This window comes from Pseudomonas putida (genome assembly GCF_050989985.1).
GTDB lineage: Bacteria > Pseudomonadota > Gammaproteobacteria > Pseudomonadales > Pseudomonadaceae > Aquipseudomonas > Aquipseudomonas putida_AI.
In genome coordinates, this window is sequence record NZ_CP158815.1 from 5969388 (window position 1) to 5992731 (window position 23344).

General features: G+C 57.4%; 20 protein-coding genes and 2 tRNA genes. 1 reads left to right on the plus strand and 21 read right to left on the minus strand.

The window, feature by feature from the left end; translation table 11 throughout:
- Nucleotides 1-21: 21 nt before the first annotated feature.
- The 14 genes from rpsO to rlmE all read right to left on the minus strand — a co-directional run bounded on the left by rpsO (nucleotide 22) and on the right by rlmE (nucleotide 13023).
- Nucleotides 22-291 (minus strand): 30S ribosomal protein S15, encoded by a 270-nt coding sequence (rpsO, locus tag ABTV29_RS27325; protein WP_002555121.1) that lies wholly within the window; start codon nucleotides 289-291, stop codon nucleotides 22-24.
- 117 nt (nucleotides 292-408) lie between these two features.
- The gene (gene truB / locus ABTV29_RS27330; protein ID WP_433767668.1) at nucleotides 409-1326 is read right to left on the minus strand and encodes a tRNA pseudouridine(55) synthase TruB; all 918 of its coding nucleotides are present in this window, start codon (nucleotides 1324-1326) and stop codon (nucleotides 409-411) included.
- A 3-nt stretch (nucleotides 1327-1329) separates the two neighbouring features.
- Nucleotides 1330-1731: a 30S ribosome-binding factor RbfA gene (gene rbfA / locus ABTV29_RS27335; protein WP_110966297.1), complete on the minus strand. Its 402-nt coding sequence runs from the start codon at nucleotides 1729-1731 to the stop codon at nucleotides 1330-1332.
- Between the two features lie 159 nt (nucleotides 1732-1890).
- Nucleotides 1891-4419 carry a translation initiation factor IF-2 gene (gene infB / locus ABTV29_RS27340; protein ID WP_433767669.1) on the minus strand — a complete coding sequence of 843 codons (2529 nt, stop codon included), beginning with the start codon at nucleotides 4417-4419 and terminating at the stop codon, nucleotides 1891-1893.
- Between the two features lie 27 nt (nucleotides 4420-4446).
- A complete protein-coding gene (gene nusA / locus ABTV29_RS27345; RefSeq protein ID WP_110966295.1) occupies nucleotides 4447-5928 on the minus strand; it encodes a transcription termination factor NusA in 1482 nt (493 codons plus the stop codon).
- Nucleotides 5929-5975: 47 nt separating this feature from the next.
- Complete coding sequence (rimP, locus tag ABTV29_RS27350; RefSeq protein WP_085728105.1) at nucleotides 5976-6434, minus strand: ribosome maturation factor RimP; 459 nt, start codon at nucleotides 6432-6434, stop codon at nucleotides 5976-5978.
- Nucleotides 6435-6571: 137 nt separating this feature from the next.
- A tRNA-Met gene (locus ABTV29_RS27355) sits at nucleotides 6572-6648 on the minus strand.
- Between the two features lie 97 nt (nucleotides 6649-6745).
- A tRNA-Leu gene (locus ABTV29_RS27360) sits at nucleotides 6746-6831 on the minus strand.
- Nucleotides 6832-6853: 22 nt separating this feature from the next.
- The gene (gene secG / locus ABTV29_RS27365; protein ID WP_017336473.1) at nucleotides 6854-7237 is read right to left on the minus strand and encodes a preprotein translocase subunit SecG; all 384 of its coding nucleotides are present in this window, start codon (nucleotides 7235-7237) and stop codon (nucleotides 6854-6856) included.
- A gap of 4 nt (nucleotides 7238-7241) precedes the next feature.
- On the minus strand, nucleotides 7242-7997 hold the full coding sequence (tpiA, locus tag ABTV29_RS27370; RefSeq protein ID WP_433767670.1) for a triose-phosphate isomerase: 756 nt from the start codon (nucleotides 7995-7997) through the stop codon (nucleotides 7242-7244).
- Between the two features lie 66 nt (nucleotides 7998-8063).
- Nucleotides 8064-9401 carry a phosphoglucosamine mutase gene (glmM, locus tag ABTV29_RS27375; protein ID WP_433767671.1) on the minus strand — a complete coding sequence of 446 codons (1338 nt, stop codon included), beginning with the start codon at nucleotides 9399-9401 and terminating at the stop codon, nucleotides 8064-8066.
- A gap of 16 nt (nucleotides 9402-9417) precedes the next feature.
- Nucleotides 9418-10269, minus strand: coding sequence for a dihydropteroate synthase (folP, locus tag ABTV29_RS27380; RefSeq protein WP_433767672.1), 852 nt, complete (start codon nucleotides 10267-10269; stop codon nucleotides 9418-9420).
- An 8-nt stretch (nucleotides 10270-10277) separates the two neighbouring features.
- Nucleotides 10278-12188, minus strand: a complete 1911-nt coding sequence (gene ftsH / locus ABTV29_RS27385) for an ATP-dependent zinc metalloprotease FtsH (RefSeq protein ID WP_110966290.1) — start codon at nucleotides 12186-12188, stop codon at nucleotides 10278-10280.
- Between the two features lie 205 nt (nucleotides 12189-12393).
- Nucleotides 12394-13023, minus strand: a complete 630-nt coding sequence (rlmE, locus tag ABTV29_RS27390) for a 23S rRNA (uridine(2552)-2'-O)-methyltransferase RlmE (protein ID WP_433767673.1) — start codon at nucleotides 13021-13023, stop codon at nucleotides 12394-12396.
- A 101-nt stretch (nucleotides 13024-13124) separates the two neighbouring features.
- Here rlmE and ABTV29_RS27395 point away from each other — a divergent pair, with 101 nt between their 5' ends.
- Complete coding sequence (locus ABTV29_RS27395) at nucleotides 13125-13433, plus strand: YhbY family RNA-binding protein (RefSeq protein WP_007942889.1); 309 nt, start codon at nucleotides 13125-13127, stop codon at nucleotides 13431-13433.
- A gap of 9 nt (nucleotides 13434-13442) precedes the next feature.
- On the opposite strand, the gene ABTV29_RS27400 is transcribed toward ABTV29_RS27395, so the two are convergent.
- The 7 genes from ABTV29_RS27400 to dnaK form a co-directional block, all read right to left on the minus strand.
- Nucleotides 13443-13847, minus strand: a complete 405-nt coding sequence (locus ABTV29_RS27400) for an MFS transporter (protein WP_433767674.1) — start codon at nucleotides 13845-13847, stop codon at nucleotides 13443-13445.
- Between the two features lie 28 nt (nucleotides 13848-13875).
- The gene (gene greA / locus ABTV29_RS27405) at nucleotides 13876-14352 is read right to left on the minus strand and encodes a transcription elongation factor GreA (protein WP_433772040.1); all 477 of its coding nucleotides are present in this window, start codon (nucleotides 14350-14352) and stop codon (nucleotides 13876-13878) included.
- A gap of 2 nt (nucleotides 14353-14354) precedes the next feature.
- The gene (gene carB / locus ABTV29_RS27410; protein WP_433767675.1) at nucleotides 14355-17576 is read right to left on the minus strand and encodes a carbamoyl-phosphate synthase large subunit; all 3222 of its coding nucleotides are present in this window, start codon (nucleotides 17574-17576) and stop codon (nucleotides 14355-14357) included.
- Nucleotides 17577-17694: 118 nt separating this feature from the next.
- Nucleotides 17695-18831 (minus strand): glutamine-hydrolyzing carbamoyl-phosphate synthase small subunit, encoded by a 1137-nt coding sequence (gene carA, locus ABTV29_RS27415; protein WP_433767676.1) that lies wholly within the window; start codon nucleotides 18829-18831, stop codon nucleotides 17695-17697.
- A 259-nt stretch (nucleotides 18832-19090) separates the two neighbouring features.
- Complete coding sequence (gene dapB, locus ABTV29_RS27420) at nucleotides 19091-19894, minus strand: 4-hydroxy-tetrahydrodipicolinate reductase (RefSeq protein WP_433767677.1); 804 nt, start codon at nucleotides 19892-19894, stop codon at nucleotides 19091-19093.
- A 10-nt stretch (nucleotides 19895-19904) separates the two neighbouring features.
- On the minus strand, nucleotides 19905-21029 hold the full coding sequence (dnaJ, locus tag ABTV29_RS27425) for a molecular chaperone DnaJ (protein WP_433767678.1): 1125 nt from the start codon (nucleotides 21027-21029) through the stop codon (nucleotides 19905-19907).
- Nucleotides 21030-21327: 298 nt separating this feature from the next.
- Nucleotides 21328-23244 carry a molecular chaperone DnaK gene (gene dnaK / locus ABTV29_RS27430; protein ID WP_433767679.1) on the minus strand — a complete coding sequence of 639 codons (1917 nt, stop codon included), beginning with the start codon at nucleotides 23242-23244 and terminating at the stop codon, nucleotides 21328-21330.
- Nucleotides 23245-23344: the final 100 nt, after the last annotated feature.

Consider the following 23344-nt stretch of genomic DNA (forward strand, 5'->3'; position numbering starts at 1 on the left):
AACCTCTAGCGCAATCGCTTATTAGCGACGCAGACCCAGGCGACCGATCAGAGCGCTGTAACGGCTCACGTCTTTGCCTTTCAGGTAGTCCAGCAGCTTACGACGCTGGTTAACCATGCGGATCAGACCACGACGGGAGTGGTGATCTTTACCGTTGGCCTTGAAGTGACCTTGCAGTTTGTTGATGTTGGCGGTCAGCAGTGCAACTTGCACTTCTGGCGAACCAGTATCACCAACAGCTTGCTGGTAGTCGGTAACGATTTGAGCTTTTTCTTCAACGCTGAGAGCCATGAGGCAATCCTTTTATCAGGAAACTGTTTCAAAAAAACAGCTTCAACAGGCCAGGGACAAATCCCTGTATCTAAAAATGAGTAGTGACCGTGCCTGTTAACAGCCACCCTCGTTCGGTCATTCTGACCGAATCAGTCGACGTGGCGCGATGCGCCCGTCTTCGCTCACTTCACCGATCCCGATGAAGCGACCATTGTGATCCTGTACCCGTACCATGCCGACCTTCGGTGCATCCGGGGCACGTACCGGCTGGCCATTGAGCCAGTAGAACGCGCTCGCTTCCGAGAACTGCAGGAGCGGCCAATCCAGCAGGCCGCTGTCCGATGGCATCAGGAAGCGGTCGACCGCTTCGTTGCCGCCTTCGGCATGTACCGCTTCCAGCTCTTCCAGGGTGACGGTTTGCGCCAGTGTGAAAGGCCCGGCCTGGGTACGTCGCAGCTGCGCAACGTAAGCGCCACAACCGAGTTGTTCACCGATATCCTCAACCAGGGTGCGGATATAGGTGCCTTTGCTGCAATCAACGGCAAGCCGCGCAGTATCACCTTCGAAGGCCAGTAATTCCAAGCGCGTAATAGTAACAGAACGCGGTTCGCGCTCCACTACTTCGCCAGCACGAGCCAACTTGTACAGAGGCTGCCCATCACGCTTGAGGGCCGAGTACATCGGCGGTATCTGCTTGATTTGCCCACGGAAATTCGGCAGTACCGCTTCGATATCGGTGCGACCAACGGTCACTGGACGCTCCTGCAAAACTTCACCCTCGGCATCCGCCGTGGTGGTGGTTTTGCCCAGCTGGGCCAGTGTTTCGTAACCCTTGTCGGAATCGAGCAGGTATTGCGAGAACTTGGTGGCCTCGCCAAAGCACAACGGCAACACGCCAGTGGCCAGTGGGTCGAGACTGCCGGTATGTCCGGCCTTCTCGGCGTTCAGCAACCAGCGAACCTTCTGCAGTGCCGAGTTGGAGGTGAACCCCAGCGGCTTATCGAGCAGGATGATACCGCTGACATTTCGACGGATACGTTTGACCTGAGCCACCGGTTACTCCTTGGTGTCTTCGGCGTCTGCCGCAACCGTATGCTGGCTGTCTTCAGCCACTGCACGCTCGATCAAAGCCGACAGGTGCGCACCGCGCACAACGCTTTCATCGTAGTGGAAGTGCAATTGTGGAACGCTGCGCAGCTTCATCTCGCGAGCCAACTGCATGCGCAGGAAACCGGCGGCAGAGTTGAGCACCTTGATGCTTTGCGCAATTTCTTCGTGGCTGTCCTGGCCCATCACAGTAATGAAAATCTTGGCGTGACCGACGTCACGGCTGACTTCCACAGCGGTAATGGTGACCAGGCCGACACGCGGGTCTTTGACTTCACGACGGATCAGTTGTGCGAGCTCGCGCTGCATTTGATCGCCGATGCGTTGGGTACGGCTGTATTCTTTTGCCATGTCTTGTTACCTGTTACTGCCCCATGGTGAAACCCATGAGGTCTGAAAGCGGCAAACGCCCGGCCTGACAGAAGCCAGACCGGGCGTTGCGTTTAGAGTCCGGGCGATGCGCCGTGCATTTCCATGCGGCTGGCCATCACGGCTCTTGAAGTGCGCGAGTTAGAGGCTGCGAGCAACCTGAACCTTCTCGAAGACTTCAATCTTGTCACCGACTTTGACGTCGTTGTAGCTCTTCACGCCGATACCGCATTCCATGCCGGAACGCACTTCGGAAGCGTCATCCTTGAAGCGGCGAAGGGATTCCAGCTCGCCTTCGAAGATAACGATGTCTTCACGCAGTACACGGATCGGACGGTTACGGTGAACAGTGCCTTCGATAACCATGCAACCGGCGATCGCGCCAAACTTCGGCGAACGGAACACGTCACGCACTTCGGCGATACCCAGAATGTTCTCGCGAACATCGCTGCCAAGCATACCGGTCAGGGCTTTCTTGACGTCTTCGATGATGTCGTAGATCACGTTGTAGTAACGCATATCCAGACCTTCCTGCTCGACGATCTTGCGAGCACCGGCATCGGCACGCACGTTGAAGCCGAACAGTACAGCGTTGGAGGCCAGTGCCAGGTTGGCGTCGGACTCGGTGATACCACCAACACCGCCACCCACAACACGCACTTGCACTTCGTCGTTGCCCAGGCCGTTCAGAGCGCCCTGCAAAGCTTCCAGCGAACCACGGACGTCGGATTTGAGGACGATGTTGAGCGTCTTCTTCTCTTCCTGGCCCATGTTTTCGAAGATGTTTTCCAGCTTGCCTGCGTGAGCACGAGCCAGTTTGACTTCGCGGAACTTGCCTTGACGGAACAGAGCCACTTCACGGGCTTTCTTCTCGTCGGCAACCACGCTCATCTCGTCGCCAGCGTCCGGGGTACCGTCCAGGCCGAGGATCTCGACAGGGATAGCTGGACCGGCTTCCTTGATTGGCTTGCCGTTCTCGTCGAGCATGGCGCGAACGCGGCCATAGTTCGAACCGACCAGGACCATATCGCCTTGACGCAGGGTACCGTCCTGAACCAGAACGGTCGCCACCGGGCCACGGCCCTTGTCCAGACGGGACTCGACCACGACACCACGACCAGGAGCCGATGGAGTAGCGGTCAGTTCCAGAACTTCGGCTTGCAGCAGAACAGCTTCGAGCAGTTCGTCGACACCAGTACCCATCTTCGCGGAAACCGGTACGAATGGAGTGTCACCACCCCAATCTTCCGACGTCACGCCGTGTACCGACAATTCGCTACGGATGCGATCGAGATCAGCGCCCGGCTTGTCGATCTTGTTCACCGCTACAACCAGCGGAACACCCGCGGCCTGAGCGTGCTGAACTGCTTCGATGGTTTGTGGCATCACGCCGTCGTCCGCTGCAACCACAAGGATCACGATGTCGGTCGCCTTGGCACCACGGGCACGCATTGCGGTAAACGCAGCGTGACCCGGGGTGTCGAGGAACGTCACCATGCCACGGTCGGTTTCAACGTGGTATGCGCCGATGTGCTGGGTAATACCACCGGCTTCGCCAGCAGCAACCTTGGCACGACGGATGTAGTCGAGCAGGGAAGTCTTACCGTGGTCAACGTGGCCCATTACGGTCACGACAGGCGCACGGGCAACTGCCTCGCCTTCAAACTTCAGGGACTCGGCCAGGGAATCTTCCAGGGCGGTGTCGCTGATCAGGGTCACTTTGTGGCCCAGCTCTTCAGCAACCAGCTGGGCAGTTTCCTGATCCAGTACCTGGTTGATGGTCGCTGGAGTGCCCAGTTTGAACATGAACTTGATGATTTCAGCGGCCTTGACCGACATCTGCTGGGCCAGATCGCCCACAGTGATGGTCTCGCCGATCTTCACTTCGCGCACGACAGGACCGGTAGGGTTCTGGAAGCCATGGGCGTTGCGTTTCTTCAGCTTGGCCTTGCCGCGACCACCACGACGGAAGCCATCGCTTTCTTCGTCGGTAGTACGTGGGGCAACGCGTGGAGCTGGAGCCTTTTCCTTGACCGAAGCACGATGCGGAGCGTTTTTGCGCTCGCCATCGCCACCGCCGCGACGATTTTCGTCGGAACGGGTTTTGTCCGGACGACGCTGCTCGTCGCGCTTGCGGGTATCAGCCACAGGAGCCGGAGCAGGCGCCACAACCGGGGCGCTCTCACGCACAGGCTCGACGACCGCAGCAGGCGCCTCAACAGCTTCGACCGGAGCAACCGGCGCAGCGACAGGAGCGGGCTGGCGGCGCGCTTCTTCTTCGGCGCGACGTTTGGCTTCTTCCTCAGCCTTCTGACGGGCAGCATTCTCTACTGCGCGACGTTCATCCAGTTCACGCTTGCGCTCAGCTTCGATTTCTTCCGGGCTACGCTGTACGAAGACTTTCTTCTTGCGCACTTCAACGCTGATGCTTTTGCTGCCAGCAACACGCAGGGTGCTGGTGGTTTTACGCTGCAGCGTAATCTTGCGTGGCTCTTCCACTTTCGCCTTGTGGCTGCTTTTCAAGTGAGTCAGCAGGGATTGCTTCTCACTGTCAGTCACATGTTCTTCGGCGGCGGTGTGCGGCAGACCTGCCTCACGCATCTGCTGCAACAGGCGCTCTACCGGTGTTTTGACCTCATCGGCCAGTTGTTTCACCGTGACTTGCGTCATGCACTTCTCTCCTCAGGCCGCGCCTAATTACTCGAACCAGTGGGCTCGGGCGGCCATGATCAACTTGCCGGCACGATCTTCGTCAATGCCGTCGATGTCGAGCAGATCGTCAATAGACTGCTCGGCCAGGTCTTCGCGGGTAATGACGCCGCGCACCGCCAGTTCCATCGCCAAATCCTTGTCCATACCCTCAAGCGAGAGCAGGTCTTCGGCCGGATGGGCGTCTGCCAGCTTTTCCTCGGTAGCGATGGCTTTGGTCAACAAACGATCCTTGGCACGAGCGCGAAGCTCGTTGACGATCTCTTCGTCAAAGCCGTCGATGTTGAGCATTTCTTCCAACGGTACGTAGGCAATCTCTTCCAGGCTGGTGAAGCCTTCATCTACCAGCACCTGCGCCAGCTCTTCGTCGACTTCCAGCTCGTCGATGAAGTTGCGCAGGATGTCGCCGGTTTCTGCTTGCTGCTTGGCCTGGATGTCTGATTCGGTCATCACGTTCAGGGTCCAGCCAGTCAACTGGCTCGCCAGACGCACGTTCTGACCACCGCGACCGATGGCCTGAGCCAGATTGTCTGCGCCAACGGCGATGTCCATGGCGTGGGCATCTTCGTCAACGATAATTGCCGCAACCTCAGCCGGGGACATGGCATTGATTACGAACTGAGCCGGGTTGTCGTCCCACAGGACGATGTCCACACGCTCACCGCCCAACTCGCCCGACACTGCCTGGACGCGCGAACCGCGCATACCGATGCAAGCGCCCTGCGGGTCGATGCGTTTGTCCTTGGAGCGGACGGCGATCTTGGCACGGGAACCCGGATCACGGGATGCAGCCATGACTTCGATCAGACCTTCAGCAATCTCCGGCACTTCGATGCGGAACAGCTCGATCAGCATTTCCGGCGCGGTGCGCGACAGGATCAGCTGCGGGCCGCGGTTTTCAGTGCGGATTTCCTTGAGCAGCGCACGCAGACGCACGCCAACCCGGAAGGTTTCGCGAGAAATGATGTCTTCACGGGCCAGCAACGCTTCAGCGTTGTTACCCAGATCGACGATCACGTTGTCGCGGGTCACTTTCTTTACGGTGCCGGAGATGATTTCACCCAGGCGCTCGCGGTAAGCGTCGACAACCTGAGCGCGCTCGGCTTCGCGAACTTTCTGCACGATGACTTGCTTGGCAGTCTGTGCAGCGATACGACCGAACTCGATCGACTCGATTTTTTCTTCGACGACATCACCAACCTTGGCGCCAGGATGCGTTTGAGCAACCTTGCTTGGCCAGGTTTCGATCGCTGGATCGTCCAGGTCATCTTCTTCGACGACCGTCCAGCGGCGGAATGTCTCGTAGGAACCGGTGTGGCGATTGATTTCCACACGCAGATCAACTTCGTCCTCGAAACGCTTTTTGGTAGCAGTGGCCAGAGCCAGCTCCAGCGCTTCAAAAATCACGTTTGGCGGTACGCCTTTTTCATTGGATACCGACTCAACAACCAGCAGTACTTCTTTGCTCATCGTACGCCTCGCCTTTCGCAAGCCATTGGATCCGCGGGATCCGCGTCTCAGTCAAAACTGGGAATAATATTGGCCTTGTCGATCATATCGATCGGCAACAGGAACTCATGGTCATCTACCTGCACCACAACGTCCTGCTCTTCTACACCGCGCAGAAGGCCCTGAAAGTTGCGTCGTCCTTCAAAAGGAGAGCGCAGCTTGATCTTCACTTGTTCACCGGCAAATTTTGCAAACTGCTCAAGAGTGAACAGAGGGCGTTCCATGCCAGGCGAGGAAACTTCAAGGGTGTATTCAACGGAGATCGGATCTTCAACATCCAGGACACCGCTGATCTGACGGCTGACGATGGCGCAATCGTCCACCAATACGCCGCCTTCTTTATCGATATAAACGCGCAACATTGAGTGGCGACCTTGCGCCGTGAACTCAATACCCCAGCATTCATAGCCCAGGGCCACGACCACCGGGGCCAGCAAGGCCTGCAACTCTTCTAGCTTGCTCGACACCTGAACCCCCTAGTGCATGTATGTGCATGCCATGAAAAATAAAAAATGGGCGAAACGCCCATCCTTGAAACGCCGTCGAACAGCGGCGTTGAAAGTGTCCAGCTAACAAAAAGCCCCTTAAAAGGGGCTCCTTAAACTGGTTGCGGGGGCCGGATTTGAACCGACGACCTTCGGGTTATGAGCCCGACGAGCTACCAGACTGCTCCACCCCGCGACAAAGCTGGGGCGGAAGTATACGACCGATCCCCTGGAGGGTCAATGTAACCTTCCACCTGCAAGAAAGCCCGCAACAGCGGGCTCTCCTGACTAATTGGTACCGAGAAGGGGACTCGAACCCCTACACCCTATGGGCACAACCACCTCAAGGTTGCGTGTCTACCAATTCCACCACCTCGGCAAAACTACGTTTGAAACCCTTCTTACTTCTGCTCTTGAGCTGGAGGTACGTCAGTCGCTGGAGTAGCCGACTTTTGCTCTTGAAGCACCGGGACATCATCAGAAGCCGGTTGTTGCTTTGGAACTTCCAACACCGCTGGATTTGGGAGACCTACCTGAGTCAGCTGGTGAGCCTTCTCTTTAGCAAAGTAACCTAACCCCAAGCTGGTTATGAAAAAACCTGCGGCAAGTATAGCAGTAAACTTACTAAGAAAGGTAGAGGAACCTTGGCTTCCGAACACAGTATTTGAAGCACCTGCTCCGAAAGACGCGCCAGCATCCGCACCTTTACCCTGCTGCAGCAATACCAGAGCAACTACGCCCAATGCACCCAGCAGATGAAAAACGACTACGACTGTTTCCAGCATTTTTTCAGTTTCCCGCGGCGCGACAAATCGCACCGAACTCATCTGCATTCAGGGAAGCCCCACCAATGAGACCCCCATCGATATCCGGCATGCCGAACAGTTCGACCGCATTGGCCGCCTTCACGCTGCCGCCGTATAGAAGTCGCACACCTTGTGCCACTTCAGAATTCTCTGCTGCCAACTGAGCACGAATGGCTGCATGTACATCTTGCGCCTGCTGTGGCGAAGCGGTCAGCCCGGTACCAATGGCCCAGACCGGCTCATAAGCGATTACCGCTTTTGCAAAAGCACCGACACCCAACTCACCGATGATACTGCTCAGCTGATGCGAGACAACTTCAAGAGTTTTCCCCGCTTCACGCTGCTCGAGGGTTTCCCCTACGCACAACACCGGAATCAAGCCACATGCCTGTGCCGCTGCAAACTTGCGGACCAGCATTCCGTCCTGCTCGCCCATGATCCGGCGGCGTTCGGAGTGTCCAACAAGCACCAGGGAACAACCTGCATCCACCAATTGACTCGGTGCAACCTCACCAGTTAACGCACCTTGCACGGATTCCACCGCAGAGTTCTGCGCGCCGACCGAAATCGACTGGCCTTTCAAACCATCAATCACTTGATTGATATGCAGAAAAGGCGGGAATACCGCTACATCAACACCGCTCGGCAAGGCCAAATCAGAAAGGCCATTGATCAGCTCAGCGACGCTGGCGCGGGTACCGTGCATCTTCCAGTTACCAGCTACCATAGGGCGACGCATGCTGTACCTCGTCGGTCAAAGTGGGCGCAGATGTTACCCAACACAATCATGGCTGGCAAGCCAAAATCAGGCAGAAACTTCAGCAACCAGTTTTGCCAGCTCTTCGGCGTACGCACGAACCTGTTTTTCGTCTTCACCTTCGACCATCACACGCACCAATGGCTCTGTCCCGGACTTGCGCAACAACACACGTCCGCGCCCCGCCATGGCCTTGGTCACACGCTCACTGGCTTCCTTGACTGACGGATGATCGAGAGGACTGGCACCGCCACCAAAACGAACGTTGATCAACACCTGAGGACACTTGCGCAGCGCCTGCCGAGCCTGAGCCAACCCTTCGGAACGGGTTTTCAGCGCCATCAATACCTGCAGCGCAGCGATAATCGCATCTCCCGTCGTGGTGTGATTGAAGCAAACGATATGGCCTGAGTTCTCGCCACCCACCAACCAGTTTCGCTCGAGCAGATCAGCAATCACATAGCGGTCACCAACATTGGCACGCACGAATGGAATCGCCAGATCCGCGAGGGCCAGTTCCAGCCCCAGATTACTCATCAGCGTACCGACAACGCCGCCCTGCAGCTTGTCACGCTCGCGCAGATCGCGAGCGATGATGTAAAGCAATTCGTCACCATCGACGATAGCGCCGGTGTGATCGACCATCAGAACCCGGTCACCGTCACCGTCGAATGCAATCCCCAGGTCGGCGTGTTCAGCAAGAACGGCAGACTGCAACTGACCCATATGGGTCGAACCGCAATTATCGTTGATATTCAAACCGTTGGGCTGCGCCGACAACACCACTACGTCAGCACCCAGCTCACGGAACACGCTAGGCGCCACCTTGTAAGTCGCGCCATGGGCACAATCGAGAACGATTTTCAGGCCCGAGAAACTGGTGCCCGTCGGCACACTGCTCTTGCAGAATTCGATGTAACGCCCCGAGGCGTCATTGATTCGCGAAACCTTGCCGATTTTGCTCGACTCGACCACAGTCATCGGAGTGTCCAGCAGCTCTTCGATCATCTGCTCGACTTCATCCGGCAGCTTGGTGCCCTTGCCTGAGAAGAACTTGATGCCGTTGTCGTCATGAGGGTTGTGAGAAGCGCTGATCACGATGCCGGCTTCAGCATGGAAGGTGCGGGTCAGGTAGGCGATGGCCGGTGTCGGCATAGGCCCCAGCAGCATGACGTCAGCGCCAGCCGATGTGAGCCCTGCCTCAAGCGCCGATTCAAACATGTAACCGGAAATACGGGTGTCCTTGCCAACCAACACCTTGCAAGCACCCATCTTGCGGAACGCCATGCCCGCAGCCCAACCGAGTTTGAGCATGAAGTCAGGAGTAATCGGGTATTCGCCCACTCGACCACGAATGCCGTCGGTACCAAAATATTTCCTAGTCATAAACGCTCCATAACTCTTATTCGGCTGATTCCACTGCGGCGACCATCTTCACCACATCGACTGTTTCGGCTACATCATGGACACGCAATATACGCGCACCTTTGTGCGAAGCCAGCGCTGCCAGGGCAAGACCACCATAAAGGCGCTCACCCACGGGGCGATTCAACGCCTGCCCAATCATGCTCTTGCGCGAAACCCCAACCAACAGAGGCCTGCCCAAGGCATGCAAAGCATCCATATGTTTGAACAAGCTTAGATTGTGCTGCAATGTTTTTGCGAAGCCGAATCCGGGATCGAGAATGATTCGCTCGGCAGGAATCCCCACCGATGCGCAACGAGCCATGCGCTCGGCAAGAAACTCGCCCACCTCTTTGGTGACATCCTGGTACTGCGGATTGTCCTGCATATCACCCGGCTCACCGAGCATATGCATCAGACAGACCGGCAACCCAGTTGCCGCCGCAGCATCAAGCGCACCGTCGCGGCGCAATGAGCGCACGTCATTGATCAATCCAGCCCCCAGCCTCGCAGTCTCGCGCATCACGGCTGGTGTAGAAGTATCGACGGAGATAATGACATCCAGCTCGCGATGGATCCGCTCGACGATCGGCGCCACGCGCTCAAGCTCTTCCAGCGGCGACACTGCCCTTGCACCCGGCCGCGTCGACTCACCACCGACATCGATCAGCGTTGCACCGGCTGCCACCATGGCTTCAGCATGACGCAAGGCTGCATCTAGCTGGCTGTACTTGCCACCATCGGAAAAGGAATCGGGAGTGACATTAAGAATGCCCATGACATGTGTCTGGGCCAAATCAAGAACCCGGTTGCCGCAAGGCAACCGGGTCGAGGACTGAACAGAAGTCATTTCAAACCTTAAACGTCAGCAGCTGGACCGCCGATAGGTGTTTGCGGACGCTCATCCTGCACCACCGGAGGTGTTCCGGAAGTGCCCGTGCCACCGGACCAATCACGAGGCTCGCGCGGGGTACGACCCGCCATGATGTCGTCGATCTGCTCGGCATCGATCGTTTCGTACTTCATCAATGCATCAGCCATGGCGTCGAGCTTGTCACGGTTATCCGTGAGAATCTGCTTCGCTGTGCCGTAGCAATGATCAATGATGCTGCGGACTTCGGAGTCGATCAGTTTCGCAGTTTCACCCGAGAAGCTTGCGTTCTGGCCACCACCACCGCGACCAAGGAACACTTCACCTTCCTCTTCGGCGTACATCAGCGGACCAAGCTTCTCGGAAAGCCCCCACTTGGTCACCATGTTCCGCGCAATCTGACTTGCACGCATGATGTCGTTGGAAGCACCGGTGGTTACACCATCGAAGCCCAGGGTCATCTCTTCAGCGATCCGACCACCGTAAAGCGAGCAGATCTGACTGATCAAGGCACGCTTGGACAAGCTGTAGCGGTCCTCTTCCGGCAGGAACATGGTCACACCCAGCGCACGACCGCGCGGGATAATCGAAACCTTGTACACCGGATCATGCTCAGGCACGACGCGACCAACGATGGCGTGGCCCGCTTCGTGGTAAGCGGTGTTCTGCTTTTCTTTCTCGGACATGACCATGGATTTGCGCTCTGCGCCCATCATGATCTTGTCTTTTGCCAGTTCGAACTCTTTCATCTCGACGATGCGCTTGCCCGCACGAGCGGCGAACAGCGACGCCTCGTTTACGAGGTTCGCGAGATCGGCCCCCGAGAAACCTGGGGTACCACGAGCGATAACGGCCGCTGCCACATCATCACCCATTGGCACTTTGCGCATGTGAACCTTGAGAATCTGTTCGCGGCCACGGATATCCGGCAAACCAACCACGACCTGGCGGTCGAAACGGCCCGGACGCAGCAAAGCAGGGTCAAGAACGTCAGGACGGTTGGTCGCTGCAATCACGATGATGCCGTCGTTCATTTCGAAGCCGTCCATCTCTACCAGCAACTGGTTGAGAGTCTGCTCGCGCTCATCGTGACCACCACCCATACCAGCGCCACGATGGCGACCGACGGCGTCGATTTCATCGATGAAGATGATGCATGGAGCATGTTTCTTGGCCTGTTCGAACATATCGCGAACACGACTGGCGCCGACGCCGACGAACATCTCGACGAAGTCGGAACCGGAAATGGTGAAAAATGGCACTTTGGCCTCGCCAGCAATGGCTTTGGCCAGCAGGGTTTTACCAGTACCTGGAGGGCCGACCATCAGCACGCCGCGAGGAATGCGACCACCCAGGCGCTGGAACTTGCCTGGATCACGCAAGAACTCGACCAACTCACCAACTTCTTCCTTGGCTTCGTCACAACCGGCAACGTCAGCCAGCGTCGTTTTCACCTGATCTTCAGAGAGCAGTCGGGCTTTGCTTTTACCGAAGCTCATAGGGCCGCCTTTCCCGCCGGCACCGCCCTGCATCTGCCGCATGAAGAACATGAAGACGGCAATGATCACCAGGATAGGGAAGCTTGCAACCAGGAGTTGGGTCCAGATGCTTTGTTGCTCAGGCTGCTTGCCTTCGACCACGACATGGTTATCTACCAGGTCACCAATCAGGCCGTTGTCCTGAATGGCCGGACGAATGGTCTTGAAACTGTCGCCATCGTTGCGTTTGCCAGTAATCACGTAGCCATCAACCGCTACGCGCTCGACCTTGCCATCCTTGACCTGCTGGATGAAGTCGGAATAGTTGAGGGTCTGCGGCTCGTTAGGACTGGAGAAGTTGTTCATCACTGTCACCAGGACGGCCGCGATGATCAACCACAGGATCAGATTCTTTGCCATATCGTTCAATTAACTACCCTCTGAAGCAAGCGCCGCTGCTGATGGCGCGCGCTTCGCATGATATTCACCGGCCTAACTTACTACATTACCTACGACTCTGGCAGGCGCCGTCTGTAACCCTTTGTGAAACACTTTCTACACAATATTCGCTTATGCACGCAGGGCAAAATACGAAAAACCTATCGCCCCGCCAAAAAACCTCGTTTTACTCACTACGACCGCGGTAGCCCCAACCCAGCATGTACTGCTCGCGGGAACTGTCACGGGAAGACTCCGGCTTGATCATCTGGACCTTGTCGAATTTCTGACGAGCGTCCTTCAGGTAAACATCAAATCCTTCGCCCTGAAAAATCTTGATCAGAAAATTACCACCCGGTTTGAGTATCCGATCCGCCAAATCAAGAGCCAGTTCGCAAAGAAACATGGCTTTTGGCATGTCCACGGCAGGCGTACCACTCATATTGGGGGCCATATCGGAAATCACAAGGTCTACCTGCGAATTACCCACGGCTTCAAGGATCTGAGCAAGGACTTCGTCCTGGGTGAAGTCACCCTGGATGAAAGTCACGTCCGGAATGCTGTCCATTTCCAGGATGTCCGAGGCGATCAGACGCCCCTGACCACCGATCAGCCGGCTGGTGACCTGCGACCAGCCGCCAGGCGCCGCACCCAGGTCGACGACGCTCATGCCCGGACGGATCAGTTTGTATTTCTCCTGGACCTCCAGAAGCTTGTAACTCGCACGCGAGCGGTAGCCGTCCTTCTGCGCCTGCTTCACGTAAGGATCATTGACATGTCTTTTCAGCCAACCAAGGCTTGTCTTGGAACGCGCCATTGGGCACCTCGTTGATAAGGGTCGTGATTAGTTGGGCGGATCCACGAGCCCTCGGGTAAAATGGCCGCCATTTTACAGAATCCAGACGAAAGGGTCAGATTATGCCGCTCACTCAAGAGCAGAAGAAACAGTACAAATCCATTGGCCACCACCTGAAACCAGTTTTGATTGTGGCTGACAACGGTTTGACTGAGGGTGTTTTAGCCGAACTTGAACGCGCTTTGGCGGATCACGAGCTGATCAAGATCAAGCTCAACATCCTGGATCGCGAATCGCGCCTGGCGTCCATTGCAGAGCTGTGCAAGGTCGGCAAGGCGGATCTGGTTCAGGTCATCGGCAAGATGGCACTGATTTACCGCAAAAACTTCAGCGTCAACAAACAGCTGTCGAACGTCCATCGCTTCAAGTGATGGCAAGGGTCAAGGGTGTGCTTCGCGCACCCTGCCACTCCACCCCGGCACCGACTGCAACACCAGCAGCAGCCCGGAAAAGCCCAGCACCAGATAGCTGAATATCTGCCAACGCACCGCCTCCGGCCAGACAACATGCACCGCGAAGTACATCGCACACGCATACAGCGCCATCAATAACAGTTGCCCGCGAATATCCCGCCATAGACTGGCAAGGCCCTCGGCCTGAATCAGCACCAGAACCTGAAAAACCACGCACACCGCGGCAATCCCCACGGTCACGCCATACAAAACTGACGCAATCTCGTCGACCAACAGCGGCGCCATGCCAATTCGCCCCAGCACTGGCAGCAAGCCGATTTGCAACAACCACAAGCCGCCGACCCAGAGCATCTGGGTCAGCTGCCAAAGCATGGCGCGCGCACGAAGCGGGCGCCGGCCTTCAGATGTGGCGAACTTCGACAATCTCGTACTCGATCACGCCGCTCGGCGTCTTCACCGAAACCACATCACCCTCTTCCTTGGCAATCAAGGCACGGGCGATAGGCGAACCCACGGAGATCTTGCCGAGCTTGATGTCTGCCTCGTCCTCACCAACGATCTGGTAAGTCACGCTTTCATCCGTTTCGACGTTGGCGATTTCGACAGTCGTACCGAAAATCACCTTGCCGGTGTGAGGAATGGTCGTGACATCGATAACCACAGCGTTCTGCATACGGCCTTCAATGTCACGGATCCGCGCCTCGACCATACCCTGCTCTTCACGAGCGGCATGGTATTCAGCGTTTTCCTTGAGGTCGCCCAGCTCCCGCGCTTCGCCAATAGCCTGGCTCAAGCGTGGGCGTTCGACCTTGCTCAGGTACGTCAACTCTTCTTCCAGGGCGCGAGCGCCCTGAACGGTCATTGGGTACTTGGTTATGCTCATGCCTTCAATCCTGCGTGTAGATCCTGCAAGCGGCGTACGGTCTTCTCGGGACCGAACTTCAGCGCTTCGCAGATGGCTTCGCCAGCAGCAATGGTGGTGGTGCAGTAAATCTTGTGCTGCAGGGCATTGCGACGAATGGAGTAAGAGTCAGCGATCGACTGACGACCTTCGGTGGTGTTGATGATCAGGGTGACTTCGTCGTTCTTGATCATGTCGACTACGTGCGGACGGCCTTCGGTCACCTTGTTCACGCGGCGCACTTTCAGACCTGCGGCTTCGATCAGCTTGGCAGTACCGGCAGTGGCAACCACTTCAAAGCCCAAGTTGATCAGATCACGGGCCACGCCAGCAACCAGTGGCTTGTCGTCATCACGCACGCTGATGAATGCGGTACCGCCGGTCGGCAGCACTTCGCTGGCACCCATCTGAGCCTTGGCGAAAGCTTCGCCGAAGGTGTCGCCCACACCCATGACTTCACCGGTGGACTTCATCTCTGGGCCGAGGATCGGGTCGACACCAGGGAATTTGGCGAATGGGAATACCGCCTCTTTCACACTGTAGAAGTTCGGGATGATTTCCTTGGTGAAGCCCAATTCTTTCAGGGTTTTACCGGCCATCACGCGCGCAGCGATCATTGCCAGGGAAACACCGATGCACTTGGACACGAAAGGCACGGTACGCGAGGCACGCGGGTTGACTTCGATGACGTAGATGTCTTCGCCTTGCAGCGCCAACTGTACGTTCATCAGGCCGATCACGCCCAGCTCCAGGGCCATTTTCTTGACCTGGTCACGCATCTCGTCCTGGATGTGCGCTGGCAGCGAATACGGCGGCAGGGAGCAAGCGGAGTCACCGGAGTGAACACCAGCCTGTTCGATGTGCTGCATGATCGCACCGATCACAACGTCCTTGCCGTCGCTGACCGCATCCACGTCCATTTCAATGGCGCAGTTGAGGAAGTGATCCAGCAGCACCGGACTGTCATTGGACACCTGCACAGCTTCGCGCAGGTAACGCTTGAGTTCTTCTTCCTTGTAGACGATTTCCATCGCCCGGCCGCCCAGTACGTAGGACGGACGCACCACCAACGGATAACCGATCTTGGCAGCAGCGCGTACAGCTTCGTCTTCGCTGCGCACGGTGGCGTTTGGTGGCTGACGCAGATTCAGGCGCTGGACCATCTGCTGGAAGCGCTCACGGTCTTCGGCGCGGTCAATGGCGTCCGGGCTGGTGCCGATAATCGGCACACCAGCAGCTTCCAGGGCGCGAGCCAGCTTCAGCGGAGTCTGGCCGCCGTACTGAACGATCACACCTTTTGGTTTCTCGACGCGAACGATTTCCAGCACGTCTTCCAGGGTCACTGGCTCGAAGTACAGGCGATCGGAGGTGTCGTAGTCAGTGGAAACCGTTTCCGGGTTGCAGTTGACCATGATGGTCTCGTAACCGTCATCGCGCAGGGCCAGTGCAGCGTGTACGCAGCAGTAGTCAAACTCGATGCCCTGACCGATACGGTTCGGACCGCCACCCAGGATCATGATCTTGTCGCGACCCGATGGTGCGGCTTCGCACTCTTCTTCGTACGTGGAGTACAGGTAAGCGGTGTCGGTGGCAAACTCGGCTGCGCAAGTATCGACGCGCTTGTAGACCGGGAACACTTCCAGCTTGTGACGATGAGCACGCAGGCTCTTCTCGGTCACACCCAGCAACTTGGCCAGGCGCTGGTCGGAGAAACCCTTGCGCTTGAGGCGGAACATCAAGTCGCGGTCGATGCTTGTCAGGCCCAGGGTCTTGACCCGCTCTTCGTCCTTGATCAGATCTTCCATCTGAACCAGGAACCAAGGATCGATCATGGTCATGCCAAAGATATCTTCAACACTCATGCCGGCGCGCATTGCGTCGGCCACGTACCAGATACGCTCGGCGCCCGGCACGGTCAGCTCGCGCTTGAGAACACCCATGCTTTCCGGGTTGCTCAGATCGACCTTCTCGTCCAGACCACAAACACCGACTTCCAGGCCGCGCAGGGCTTTCTGCAGGGATTCCTGGAAAGTACGACCAATGGCCATGACCTCACCAACCGACTTCATTTGCGTGGTCAGGCGTGCGTCAGCCTTGGCGAACTTCTCGAAGGCGAAACGTGGCAGCTTGGTGACAACGTAGTCGATCGACGGCTCGAAAGACGCCGGGGTACGACCGCCGGTGATATCGTTTTGCAGTTCGTCCAGGGTGTAGCCGACAGCCAGCTTGGCAGCGATCTTGGCAATCGGGAAACCGGTTGCCTTCGAAGCCAGTGCCGAGGAACGGGAAACACGCGGGTTCATCTCGATCACGACCATGCGGCCGGTGTCCGGGCAGATACCGAACTGAACGTTGGAACCGCCGGTTTCCACGCCGATCTCACGCAGTACCGCTAGGGAGGCGTTACGCAGGATCTGGTATTCCTTGTCGGTCAGGGTCTGTGCCGGAGCCACGGTGATCGAGTCACCGGTGTGCACGCCCATCGGGTCAAAGTTTTCGATGGAGCAGACGATGATGCAGTTGTCCTTCTTATCGCGGACAACCTCCATTTCGTATTCTTTCCAGCCGATCAGGGATTCGTCGATCAGCAGCTCTTTAGTCGGCGACAGATCCAGGCCGCGAGCACAGATTTCTTCGAACTCTTCACGGTTGTAAGCGATACCGCCACCGGTGCCGCCCATGGTGAAGGACGGACGGATGATGCACGGGAAGCCCAGCTTCTCGAGAACGGCGTTGGCCTCTTCCATGCTATGGGCGATACCGGAACGCGGGCATTCCAGGCCGATAGCCTTCATGGCCTTGTCGAAACGCGAACGGTCTTCAGCCTTGTCGATGGTGTCGGCATTGGCGCCGATCATTTCCACACCGAATTTTTCCAGAACGCCTTCGCGCTCCAGATCCAGGGCGCAGTTGAGAGCGGTCTGGCCACCCATGGTCGGCAGCAGCGCGTCCGGACGTTCCTTCTCGATGATCTTGGCAACGGTCTGCCATTTGATCGGCTCGATGTAGGTCGCGTCGGCCATGGCCGGGTCGGTCATGATGGTGGCCGGGTTGGAGTTCACCAGGATGACGCGGTAGCCCTCTTCGCGCAGGGCTTTACAGGCCTGGGCGCCGGAGTAGTCGAATTCGCAGGCCTGGCCGATTACGATCGGGCCAGCGCCGAGAATCAGGATGCTTTTAATGTCTGTACGTTTTGGCATGGGTTTGTCACTCAAATCCGCAGGTCAGTCGGCAAGCCGTCTTGTTCAATCTCTGAAGACTTGAGGGGGCCGCCGGTATCGGGACCGCCCTCAAGCTTTGCTACATCAAGGCGAGCGATCAGCGTCGCTTGGCCATCTCGTTGATGAAGCGATCAAACAGTGGCGCTACGTCGTTCGGGCCAGGGCTGGCTTCAGGGTGACCCTGGAAGCTGAAGGCGCTCTTGTCGGTACGCTCGATCCCTTGCAGGGTGCCGTCGAACAGCGATTTGTGGATCGCGCGGACGTTGGCTGGCAGGGTGTCTTCGTCAACCGCAAAGCCGTGGTTCTGGCTGGTGATCATCACAACGCCGGTGTCCAGATCCTGGACCGGGTGGTTGGCACCGTGGTGGCCGTGACCCATTTTCAGGGTCTTGGCGCCGGAAGCCAGAGCCAGCAACTGGTGACCGAGGCAGATACCGAATACCGGGATCTCGGTTTCCAGCACATCCTTGATCGCCTGGATGGCATAGTCGCAAGGCTCAGGATCGCCAGGACCGTTGGACAGGAATACACCGTCAGGCTTCATGGCCAGTACATCGGCGGCCGGGGTTTGCGCAGGCACCACGGTCACGCGGCAGCCGCGCTCGACCAGCATGCGCAGGATGTTCACCTTGACGCCGTAGTCGTAGGCCACGACGTGGTACGGCAGATCGGCAGCTTCGATGGTCGCGTGGCTGTCAGTCTTCAGATCCCAGACCGTCGAACGCCATTCGTAGGTATCTTTAGTGCTGACGACTTTTGCCAGGTCCATGCCCTTGAGACCAGGGAAGCCCTGGGCTGCGGCGATGGCGGCTTCTTCGGAAATGTTGTCACCGGCCATGATGCAGCCGTTCTGCGCGCCTTTCTCACGCAGGATGCGCGTCAGGCGGCGGGTGTCGATACCGGCGATGGCTACAACATTGTTGGCCTTGAGGTAATCGGACAGGGACATCGTGTTACGCCAGTTGCTCGCAACCAGTGGCAGGTCACGAATAACCAGGCCTGCGGACCATACACGGTTCGACTCGGCGTCTTCCGGCGTAGTGCCGGTATTGCCGATGTGCGGGTAAGTCAGGGTAACGATCTGTTGGGCGTAGGAAGGATCGGTAAGGATTTCCTGATAGCCGGTCATTGCGGTGTTGAACACGACCTCACCAACGGTCTGACCGTCGGCTCCAATGGCTTCGCCGCGAAAAATGCTGCCATCAGCAAGGGCGAGTATGGCTGGCTTAGTCAAGAAGACCTCCCGTAAATAAAGCCTGAAAGGGCGATCGCAGGTTGTAAAAAAGCGGAGTGACGTATGGACACGTCACCCCGCTTCTTCACTGAATTATTCTGCGCGCTTTTAGTGGACACACTAAAGCTGTAGCTTACAGAAAAAGGCATTTTTGGTCTACCGCCAATGAGCCCGAAAGGCCGGAGAATGCGACAGGTCGTCGCTTGGCAGTGCAAAATCGGGCTCAAACCCTGGGTTCGAGCCCGATTTCAGGCGGATCTTAACGCAGGTCGAGCACGTCTTGCATGTCGTAAAGACCAGGCTCGCGACCATCCAGCCACAACGCGGCACGTACAGCACCCTTGGCGAAAGTCATGCGGCTGGACGCCTTGTGAGTGATCTCGACTCGCTCACCTTCCGCAGCGAACAGCACAGTATGATCACCCACGATGTCACCGGCACGCACAGTGGCAAAACCGATCGTTTCGCGATCACGCGCACCGGTCTGCCCTTCACGCCCGTATACCGCCACCTTCTTCAGGTCGCGACCCAGCGCATCGGCAATCACTTCACCCATACGCACTGCCGTACCTGACGGCGCATCGACTTTATGCCGATGGTGAGCTTCGGTGATTTCGATATCGACATCATCACCCAGCACCCGGGCAGCAGTGTCGAGCAGCTTCAGACACAGATTCACACCGACACTGAAATTGGCCGCGAAGACGATCGGGATATCCTTACCCGCTTCCGCCAGCAACTGCTTCTCTTCAACGCTGAAGCCGGTGGTACCAATGATCATCGCCTTGCCGTGCTTGCGGCAGAAGGCGAGATTCTTCAGGGTCACAGTCGGGTGCGTGAAGTCGATCAGCACATCGAACTCGTCAACGACACGATCCAGATCACCTGACAACGGCACGCCAATGCGACCCAGTGCAGCCAGCTCACCGGCATCGGCACCGACCAGCGTGCTGTCAGGACGATCCACTGCCGCCGTCAAACCAGCGCCCGGCGCTTGATGCACCGCCTCGATCAGGGTCTTGCCCATGCGCCCGGCGGCGCCCATCACAGCAATACGTCGCATGCCTGTCTCCTTACAAATCGCCAAAGAAGCGCTTCACGCCTTCGAACCAGCCCGTGGTTTTCGGCGAATGACTGTTGTCGTCCGCCAGCGAATTGCGGAACTCTTCCAGCATTTCGCGCTGACGACGACTCAGGTTGACCGGAGTCTCGACGGCGACACGGCACATCAAATCACCAGCGCCGCCGCCACGCACAGGCGCGACGCCCTTGCCACGCACGCGGAATTGCTTGCCGGTCTGAGTCCCTTCAGGAATCTTGAGCTTGACTCGACCATCAAGGGTCGGAATCTCCAGCTCGCCACCCAAAGCCGCATCGACGAAGCTGATTGGCACTTCGCAGAACAGATGCTTGCCGTCACGCTGGAAGATCGAGTGCTCACGCACATTGATCACTACGTAAAGGTCGCCGGTCGGGCCACCCTGAGCACCCGCCTCGCCCTCGCCCGACAGACGAATACGATCTCCGGTATCGACACCCGCCGGCACTTTCACCGACAGCGTCTTGTACTCTTCGACACGGCCTTCGCCATGGCAGGAGTCGCACGGATCGGAAATGATTTTGCCCTGGCCATGGCAACGCGGGCAGGTTTGCTGCACCGAGAAGAAGCCTTGCTGCATGCGCACCTGGCCAATGCCACCACAAGTCGGGCAAGTGACTGGCGAAGAACCTTTCTTGGCACCCGAACCGTCGCAAGGCTTGCAGTTGACCAACGTCGGAACACGGATATTCACGGTCGTGCCGCGCACCGCTTCTTCCAGATCCAGCTCCAGGGTGTAACGCAAATCGCTGCCGCGCTGAGCGCCGCCACGGGAACCACCGCGACCGCCACCGAAGAAGTCACTGAAGACATCGCCAAAGATGTCGGAGAAGTTCTGACCGCCGAAGCCGGCACCGCCGCCACCCATGCTCGGGTCGACGCCAGCGTGGCCATACTGATCGTAGGCCGCACGCTTGCTGGAATCGGACAGCACTTCGTAGGCCTCGTTGGCCTCCTTGAATTTCTCTTCCGACGCTTTGTCATCGGGATTACGGTCCGGGTGATGCTTCATCGCCAGGCGACGGTAGGCCTTTTTCAGGTCCGCCTCGCTTGAGCCTCGCTCAACACCCAATACTTCGTAATAGTCACGCTTTGCCATATGTCTTCTGCACTCTTGAGGACGTTCGGCCAACCTCTCCTGAGCTTCGCCAAACTCGTTGAGCCCCAATACAGGCCCGGACCCAACTCACGTCGATTCAACGATCCTGGTCTTTGGTTCATTGCGGTACTTTCGGCACGAAAAGCAGGAGCATTTCCGGCCATACCAGCAGCATCCGAACGTTGTCGCATGCTGTAAAAATTCGTGTACTCCAGACACGCCAACGCGGGAGCAGGCTCCCGCGCGGCGACATCCTACCAGTCACCGCCTGAAGGCAGTCAACCGGCCGACCAACAACTTACTTGTGGTCTTTGACTTCTTCGAACTCAGCGTCGACGACGTCGTCAGCTTTTTCAGCCGATTCAGCGTGCGGTGCAGCGCCTTCAGCTGGCTGAGCCTGTTCGGCGTACATCTTCTGAGCCACTGGCGCGGAGACCTTGGACAGCTCTTCGACCTTGGCTTCGATTGCAGCCTTGTCGTCGCCTTTTACGGCAGCTTCCAGGGCAACTACGGCAGCTTCGATTGCAGTCTTCTCTTCAGCGCTCACCTTGTCGCCAGCATCAGCGACCATTTTGCGAGTCGAGTGAACCAGTGCATCACCCTGGTTACGAGCAGCGGCCAGCTCTTCGAACTTGCGGTCTTCCTCAGCGTTAGCCTCGGCATCACGCACCATGCGCTCGATTTCTTCGTCGGACAGACCGGAGTTGGCCTTGATCACGATCGACTGAGTCTTGCCGGTAGCCTTGTCCTTGGCGCCTACGTGCAGAATGCCGTTGGCGTCGATGTCGAAGGTCACTTCGATTTGTGGCACGCCACGCGGTGCTGGTGGAATCTCGGCCAGGTCGAACTTGCCCAGGGACTTGTTCTGAGCCGCCTGCTTACGCTCACCTTGCAGCACGTGAATGGTCACAGCGCCCTGGTTGTCGTCGGCAGTCGAGAACACTTGCGATTTCTTGGTAGGAATCGTGGTGTTTTTCTCGATCAGCGCGGTCATCACCCCGCCCATGGTTTCGATACCCAGGGTCAGCGGGCTGACGTCCAGCAGCAGAACGTCTTTAACGTCACCAGCCAGAACAGCACCCTGAATCGCGGCACCCACGGCAACGGCTTCGTCCGGGTTCACGTCCTTACGAGGTTCTTTACCGAAGAACTCGGTCACCAGCTTCTGAACCAGTGGCATACGAGTCTGGCCACCAACCAGGATCACGTCGTTGATCTTGCCAACATCGATACCGGCATCTTTCATGGCGATACGGCAAGGCTCGATGGTGCGCTGAACCAGGTCTTCCACCAGAGCTTCCAGCTTGGCGCGGGAGATCTTCACGTTCAGGTGCTTAGGACCGGTGGCGTCTGCAGTGATGTACGGCAGGTTCACGTCGGTCGACTGAGCGGAAGACAGCTCGATCTTGGCTTTTTCAGCGGCTTCTTTCAGACGCTGCATCGCCAGCGGATCACCCTTGAGGTTCATGCCGCTTTCTTTCTTGAATTCGTCGACGAGGTAGTCGATCAGACGAATGTCGAAGTCCTCACCACCCAGGAAGGTGTCGCCGTTGGTGGCCAACACTTCGAACTGGTGCTCACCATCGACTTCAGCGATCTCGATCACGGATACGTCGAAAGTACCGCCACCCAGGTCATAAACAATGACAGTGTGGTCGCCTTTGGCCTTGTCCATACCGTAAGCCAGAGCGGCTGCGGTCGGTTCGTTGATGATACGTTTTACGTCCAGGCCCGCGATGCGGCCGGCGTCTTTGGTGGCTTGACGCTGGCTGTCGTTGAAGTAGGCCGGAACGGTGATCACCGCTTCAGTCACAGGCTCGCCGAGATAGTCTTCGGCGGTCTTCTTCATTTTCTTCAGGATTTCAGCCGAGATTTGTGGCGGAGCCATTTTCTGGCCGTTCACTTCAACCCAGGCGTCGCTGTTATCAGCCTTGACGATCTTGTAAGGGACCATCTGGATGTCTTTCTGTACGACTTCTTCTTCGAAGCGACGACCGATCAGACGCTTCACCGCGTACAGGGTGTTATGCGGGTTGGTCACTGCCTGACGCTTGGCCGACTGGCCAACCAGAATTTCGCCATCGTTGGCGTAAGCGATGATCGACGGCGTGGTACGCGCGCCTTCGGCGTTTTCAATAACTTTGGCTGTGCCGTTTTCCAGCACGGAGACGCAGGAGTTGGTAGTCCCCAGGTCGATACCGATAATTTTGCCCATGTTCACTCTCCCGAAACTTTGGATTTGGTTGCCGCAGCAGTGGTTGCTAACTGCGGTAGCACTTAAACGCTTGACTTCTAAATGGGGGCCTTTCGGCTAG

Bases quoted from the DNA above. Each gene is read 5' to 3' on its own strand.
- tpiA (WP_433767670.1), bottom strand. From the start codon at position 7,997: ATGCGTCGCCCTATGGTAGCTGGTAACTGGAAGATGCACGGTACCCGC.
- ftsH (WP_110966290.1), bottom strand. From the start codon at position 12,188: ATGGCAAAGAATCTGATCCTGTGGTTGATCATCGCGGCCGTCCTGGTG.
- dnaK (WP_433767679.1), bottom strand. From the start codon at position 23,244: ATGGGCAAAATTATCGGTATCGACCTGGGGACTACCAACTCCTGCGTC.
- rlmE (WP_433767673.1), bottom strand. From the start codon at position 13,023: ATGGCGCGTTCCAAGACAAGCCTTGGTTGGCTGAAAAGACATGTCAAT.
- ABTV29_RS27400 (WP_433767674.1), bottom strand. From the start codon at position 13,847: ATGCTTTGGCAGCTGACCCAGATGCTCTGGGTCGGCGGCTTGTGGTTG.
- rpsO (WP_002555121.1), bottom strand. From the start codon at position 291: ATGGCTCTCAGCGTTGAAGAAAAAGCTCAAATCGTTACCGACTACCAG.
- dnaJ (WP_433767678.1), bottom strand. From the start codon at position 21,029: ATGGCAAAGCGTGACTATTACGAAGTATTGGGTGTTGAGCGAGGCTCA.
- dapB (WP_433767677.1), bottom strand. From the start codon at position 19,894: ATGCGACGTATTGCTGTGATGGGCGCCGCCGGGCGCATGGGCAAGACC.
- carB (WP_433767675.1), bottom strand. From the start codon at position 17,576: ATGCCAAAACGTACAGACATTAAAAGCATCCTGATTCTCGGCGCTGGC.
- infB (WP_433767669.1), bottom strand. From the start codon at position 4,419: ATGACGCAAGTCACGGTGAAACAACTGGCCGATGAGGTCAAAACACCG.
- glmM (WP_433767671.1), bottom strand. From the start codon at position 9,401: ATGACTAGGAAATATTTTGGTACCGACGGCATTCGTGGTCGAGTGGGC.
- rbfA (WP_110966297.1), bottom strand. From the start codon at position 1,731: ATGGCAAAAGAATACAGCCGTACCCAACGCATCGGCGATCAAATGCAG.
- nusA (WP_110966295.1), bottom strand. From the start codon at position 5,928: ATGAGCAAAGAAGTACTGCTGGTTGTTGAGTCGGTATCCAATGAAAAA.
- folP (WP_433767672.1), bottom strand. From the start codon at position 10,269: ATGACTTCTGTTCAGTCCTCGACCCGGTTGCCTTGCGGCAACCGGGTT.
- secG (WP_017336473.1), bottom strand. From the start codon at position 7,237: ATGCTGGAAACAGTCGTAGTCGTTTTTCATCTGCTGGGTGCATTGGGC.
- ABTV29_RS27395 (WP_007942889.1), top strand. From the start codon at position 13,125: ATGCCGCTCACTCAAGAGCAGAAGAAACAGTACAAATCCATTGGCCAC.